At 68.6% G+C, this 5,039-nt stretch carries 3 protein-coding genes; all 3 read right to left on the bottom strand.

Going from position 1 to position 5,039, the window contains the following annotated elements; genetic code table 11:
- Window positions 1–67: 67 nt before the first annotated feature.
- Window positions 68–1,852, bottom strand: a complete 1,785-nt coding sequence (locus MTR62_RS19925) for a cation:proton antiporter domain-containing protein (RefSeq protein ID WP_244024223.1) — start codon at window positions 1,850–1,852, stop codon at window positions 68–70.
- A 199-nt stretch (window positions 1,853–2,051) separates the two neighbouring features.
- Window positions 2,052–4,475 carry a DNA translocase FtsK gene (locus MTR62_RS19920; protein WP_244024222.1) on the bottom strand — a complete coding sequence of 808 codons (2,424 nt, stop codon included), beginning with the start codon at window positions 4,473–4,475 and terminating at the stop codon, window positions 2,052–2,054.
- Window positions 4,476–4,731: 256 nt separating this feature from the next.
- On the bottom strand, window positions 4,732–5,039 hold a 308-nt coding region (locus MTR62_RS19915; protein ID WP_244024220.1), incomplete at its 5' end, for a thiamine phosphate synthase.

The raw sequence follows: 5,039 nt of genomic DNA, 5'->3' as shown, positions 1-5,039 counted from the left end.
GGAAGGGGGAAGGGGAAAGGGGAAAGGGGAAAGGGGAAAGGGGAAAGGGGAAAGGGCCTCGCCGGTGTCAGCTCTCGTCAGGCTCGGGCGCGGCGCCTGCGCCTGCGCGCAGCGGCTGGGTGATGATGCGGTCGCGCGCAGCGCGGATGTCGCGCGCCTCGTGCTGGAGCGAGAGACGTTCCTTGTCGCGCGCGCGGTAGGTGCTTTCGGCCCGGTCGATATCCTCGACCGAGAGGCCCAGCCCATCGAGAATCGCGCGCGAAAGCGTGACCGCCGAACCCATGACTTCGCGTGCCATGAACCGCACCGGCGATTCCTTGAGCCGCAGCAGGGAGCGCCGGTCGTAGACGCGCGCGTAGATTTCGGCCTTGGGAAAGGCGGCGTGAACAGCGTGGAGAAACGCTTCGTCGAGCTGTTCGCCATCGATGCAGAAGGCGATGATCTGGGCATCGGCGCAGCCCGCCTGGCGCAGCAGGTCGAGCCGGGTGCCATCACCGAACCACACCTTGGCGCCAAAACCGCCCGCGATATCGATCATCTCGATGTCGTTGTCGATCAGCGTTACCGCGATGTCGGCGGCGTTGAGGACCTGCGCCACGGTCTGCCCGAAGCGACCATAACCCACGACGATCGCGCTCGCCCCGTCGGCGCGCGGTCCTTCGCGCTCTTCCTTGGGGCCGTGCGGCGCCTCGCGGAAGCGGCGGGTGGCCATCATCAGGAACGGGGTGGTGACCATCGAGAGCGTGACGATCGCGCCGAACAGGCTGGCCGCCTCGCTTTCGACGAGCATCGCCTGGCTGGCTTGCGAGAACAGCACGAAGCCGAATTCGCCGCCCTGGCTGAGCAGGAAGCCGAGCGCCAGCGCGCTGCGCCACTTCATCCGGAACAGCAGGCCGAGCGCGAAGATGATCGCCGCCTTGGTCGCGATCAGCACCAGCGCCATGGAGACCACGAACAGCGGGTGCTGGGCGATCTCGGCCATGTTGATCATCATGCCCACGGCCATGAAGAACAGGCCGAGCAGGATCGAGCGGAATGGCTCGACGTCGGCCTCGAGCTCGTGGCGGTAGGGCGAATCGGCCAGCATCACGCCCGCGATGAACGCGCCGAGCGCGGTTGAAAGGCCCAGCGCCTCCATCAGCGCGGCCGAGGCGATGACCGTGAACAGTGCGGCGAAGACGAACATCTCGCGCTCGCCCAGATTGCCGATGAGGCGGAACAGCGGGCGGATGACGAAGCGCCCGGCGGCGACCAGGCCGATGATCGCCAGCACGGTCATGCCCGCCAGCTGCCAGCCTGGAGGGCCCTCGGGCAGCGCGGGATTGCGGTTCATCGCCGCGATGATCGTGATCAGCGGGATGATCGAGAGGTCCTGGAACAGCAGGATCGCAAAGGCACGCTCGCCGAACGGGCTGTTGAGACGGCCGGCGCTCTGCAGCATGGGCAGGACCTGCGCGGTCGAGGACAGGCCGAGCGGCAGCCCCAGCGCGAGGGCGGCCTGCAGTGTGAAGGGGGTGAAGAAATAGATGACGGCGGACAGCGCAAGCCCGCACAGCGCGACTTGCAGCAGGCCCAGCCCGAAGATTTCATGGCGCATGCGCCACAGCCGGCGCGGCGCGAGTTCGAGCCCGACGACGAACAGCAGCAGCGTGATGCCCAGTTCCGCAAAGTCGATCTTGCCCTGCGGATCGCCGATCAGGCCCAGCGCATAAGGCCCCAGCACCGCGCCCGCGAGCAGGTAGCCCAAGGTCGCGCCCAGCCCCAGGCGGCGGAACAGCAGCACGAAGACGAGGGCCGTGCCGAAAAGGAAGAAGTATTCCTGCAACAGGAATGCCTGGCCATGATCGTCCACGGGAACCTTTCAGAGTGTGCGCCCGGTCCCGGCCGGGTCCGCGCAAGGGTAGAGAGCGCGGCGCGCTTTACCACGTCTTTCGCATCGCACCATCGCCTTGGCCAGCTGAATGGGCCCTGTCCCCCGAAAGGGGGTGGTCGTGCGGCGCGCACCGTGCCGGGGTCGCCCGTGCGCGCGCCAGGGCAGGGCGCGGCTGGGTTCAGAGCGGGCTGCCGTTTTCGTCGCGGTAGATGTCGCGCCGGCCGACATGGTTGGCCGGGCCGACGTAGCCGTCCTGCTCCATGCGCTCGACCCACTTGGCGGCGGTGTTGTAGCCCACGCCCATCTGGCGCTGGAGCCAGGAGACCGAGACCTTCTGGTTTTCGAACACCAGCTGGCAGACCTGGCGGTACTTGCGTTCCTCGGGCTGGTCGGAGGCGGTGGCGTCGAGATCGTCGAAGCCGAAGCTGCCTTCCTCGGGCTCCTCGGTTACCGCATCCACGTATTCGGGCTTGCCCTGGGTACGCCAGTAGTCGGCGACATGTTCGACTTCCTCGTCCGAGACGAAGGGGCCGTGGACGCGCTTTACCGGGTCGGTGCTGGGTTTGTAGAGCATGTCGCCCTTGCCCAGCAGCTGCTCGGCGCCCTGTTCGCCCAGGATCGTGCGGCTGTCGATGCGGCTGGTCACCGCGAAGGAGATACGGGTCGGCAGGTTGGCCTTGATGACGCCGGTGATGACGTCGACCGAGGGGCGCTGCGTGGCCATGATGAGGTGGATGCCCGCCGCGCGGCTCTTTTGCGCAAGGCGCTGGATGAGCACTTCGATTTCCTTGCCGACGGTGACCATGAGGTCGGCGAGTTCGTCGACGATGAGCACGATCTGGGGCAGGACTTCGTAGTCGAGCTGGTTTTCCTCGTAGAGCGCCTCACCGGTCTCGGCATCGAAGCCGGTCTGCACCCGGCGGCCGAGCGGCTCGCCCTTGGCGGCGGCCTTGCGCACCTTGTCGTTGAACCCGGCGAGGTTGCGCACCGAAACCTCGCTCATCATGCGATAGCGGCGCTCCATTTCCTCGACCGCCCACTTGAGCGCGCGCACCGCCTTGGGCGGCTCGGTGACGACGGGCGAGAGAAGGTGCGGAATGTCGTCGTAGCTCTTGAGTTCGAGTACCTTGGGGTCGACCAGGATCAGGCGGCACTGCGCCGGGGTCAGGCGGTAGAGCAGCGAGAGCAGGATCGCGTTGAGCCCGACCGACTTACCCGAACCGGTGGTGCCTGCGACGAGCAGGTGCGGCATGGTGGCGAGGTCCGCGACGATCGGCTCGCCCGCGATGTCCTTGCCCAGGATGATCGGCAACATGCCCTTGTGGTGGGCAAAGGCCTCTGAGGCGACCATTTCCTTGAACGAGACCATCTGGCGTTCGGCGTTGGGCAGTTCGATGCCCATGACCGTGCGGCCGGGGATCGAGGAGACGCGCGCCGAAATCGCCGACATGTTGCGCGCGATATCGTCGGCGAGGCCGATCACGCGGCTGGCCTTGATGCCGGGCGCGGGTTCGAGTTCGTACATCGTGACGACCGGGCCGGTGCGCACCGCGGTGATCTCGCCCTTGACGTTGAAGTCGTCGAGCACGGTTTCGAGCAGGCGCGCGTTGCGCTCGAGGCTGAGCTTGTCGATTTCCTTGTCCGATCCCGGCGGCGGGTCGGCGAGCAGGTCGAGCGAGGGCAGCTGGTATTCGTCGAACAGGTCGCCCTGCGCCGATTGCGAACCGATCTGTGCGGGCTTGGCGGCGCGCTGGCTGTCGACGATGGCGGGCGCCTTGCGCGGGCTGTCGGAGAGGGGCACGGGGCGGGCGCGTTCCTCCGCCTTGGCCTTGCGCGGGGCCGGGGGGGCGGTGTCGAACGGGGCATCGTCCGCGTCGCGAAGCGGGTCGGCGCCCTTCGCGGCCTTGCGACGAAGGCCGATGCGGCCCGGCGCGGGCAGGCCGTGGGGGAGCTTGCCGATACGGCCGGGGAGCGAGAGCAGCACGCCCCAGTCGAGCGCGAAGACCCGACCGATCAGGGTGACCGAAATGCCCAGGAACACGAGCGCGATGGCCAGCTTGATCCAGCCCGCGACGGCCGCCGGGGCAAGGCCGGCCAGCGCGTCGATCGCAAAGGCGCCCAGCAGCCCCGAAATGCCGCCCATCGAAGCGGGCAGCGTGCCGCCGGGCTGGGTGAACCAGAGCGAGAGTACGGTGGTCAGCAGCACCATCGCGAGAACCAGCAGCGCGACCGGCTTCCACCAGCGCTGGTCGGACGGTTCCGCCTCGGCGTCCTCTTCCTCGACCAGCAGCCACAGCTTGCGGGCAAAAACGTAGAGCAGCGGGACGAAGAGCCAGGCGACGGGGCCGAAGAAGAACAGGAACCGCTCCGACACCCAGGCGCCGAGCGGGCCCATCCAGTTCTCCACCGTGCCGCCCGCCGCGGTCGAGGCGGAAGGGTCGGTCTGGCTGTAGGTCGCCAGCGCGAGGATGAGGAAGGCCATCGCGGCAAACAGCACGAGCGCGCCGCCCAGTTCGCCCGCCCGGCGCACCGAACGCCTGAGCACGGCCCGCCAGTCCGGCTTGGCCGCGCGCTGTCCGGCGCTGATCGCCCGTGATGCCATCGTCAAATCCCTTGCGTCTGAGGGCTGCGATCATGCGCCGGGGAGGCTGTGCGCGTCAAGAACAGACCGGGAATCAGACTGTGGGCGAGCGGTGCGGTGTGCCGCAAAAGGCGTCGATCGCGGCCCAGCCGGGCAAGGCGTGGGATCGCGCGCGCGCCGCCGTCACCCCGCCCAGCGCAATCCCGGCAACGCCCCGGCGCCGGGCGTGGGCANTCATGCGCCGGGGAGGCTGTGCGCGTCAAGAACAGACCGGGAATCAGACTGTGGGCGAGCGGTGCGGTGTGCCGCAAAAGGCGTCGATCGCGGCCCAGCCGGGCAAGGCGTGGGATCGCGCGCGCGCCGCCGTCACCCCGCCCAGCGCAATCCCGGCAACGCCCCGGCGCCGGGCGTGGGCAAGAAGAGCGTGGAAGCGCACGGGCCCAAGCGTCGCGCCGCCCGGATGCGAACGGGTGGCGAAGACCGGGGAGAGCAGCAGGGCATCGGCGCGCCCGGCGAGCGCGCGGCGCAGCTCGTGCATCGAATGAACGGTGACGAGGCGCATGGTGGCGGGGCCGCGCGCCAGCC

The organism is Novosphingobium organovorum (assembly GCF_022832435.1).
In the GTDB taxonomy this organism is placed as follows: Bacteria; Pseudomonadota; Alphaproteobacteria; order Sphingomonadales; family Sphingomonadaceae; genus Novosphingobium; species Novosphingobium organovorum.
This window is presented reverse-complemented; position numbering and strand designations above follow the sequence as displayed.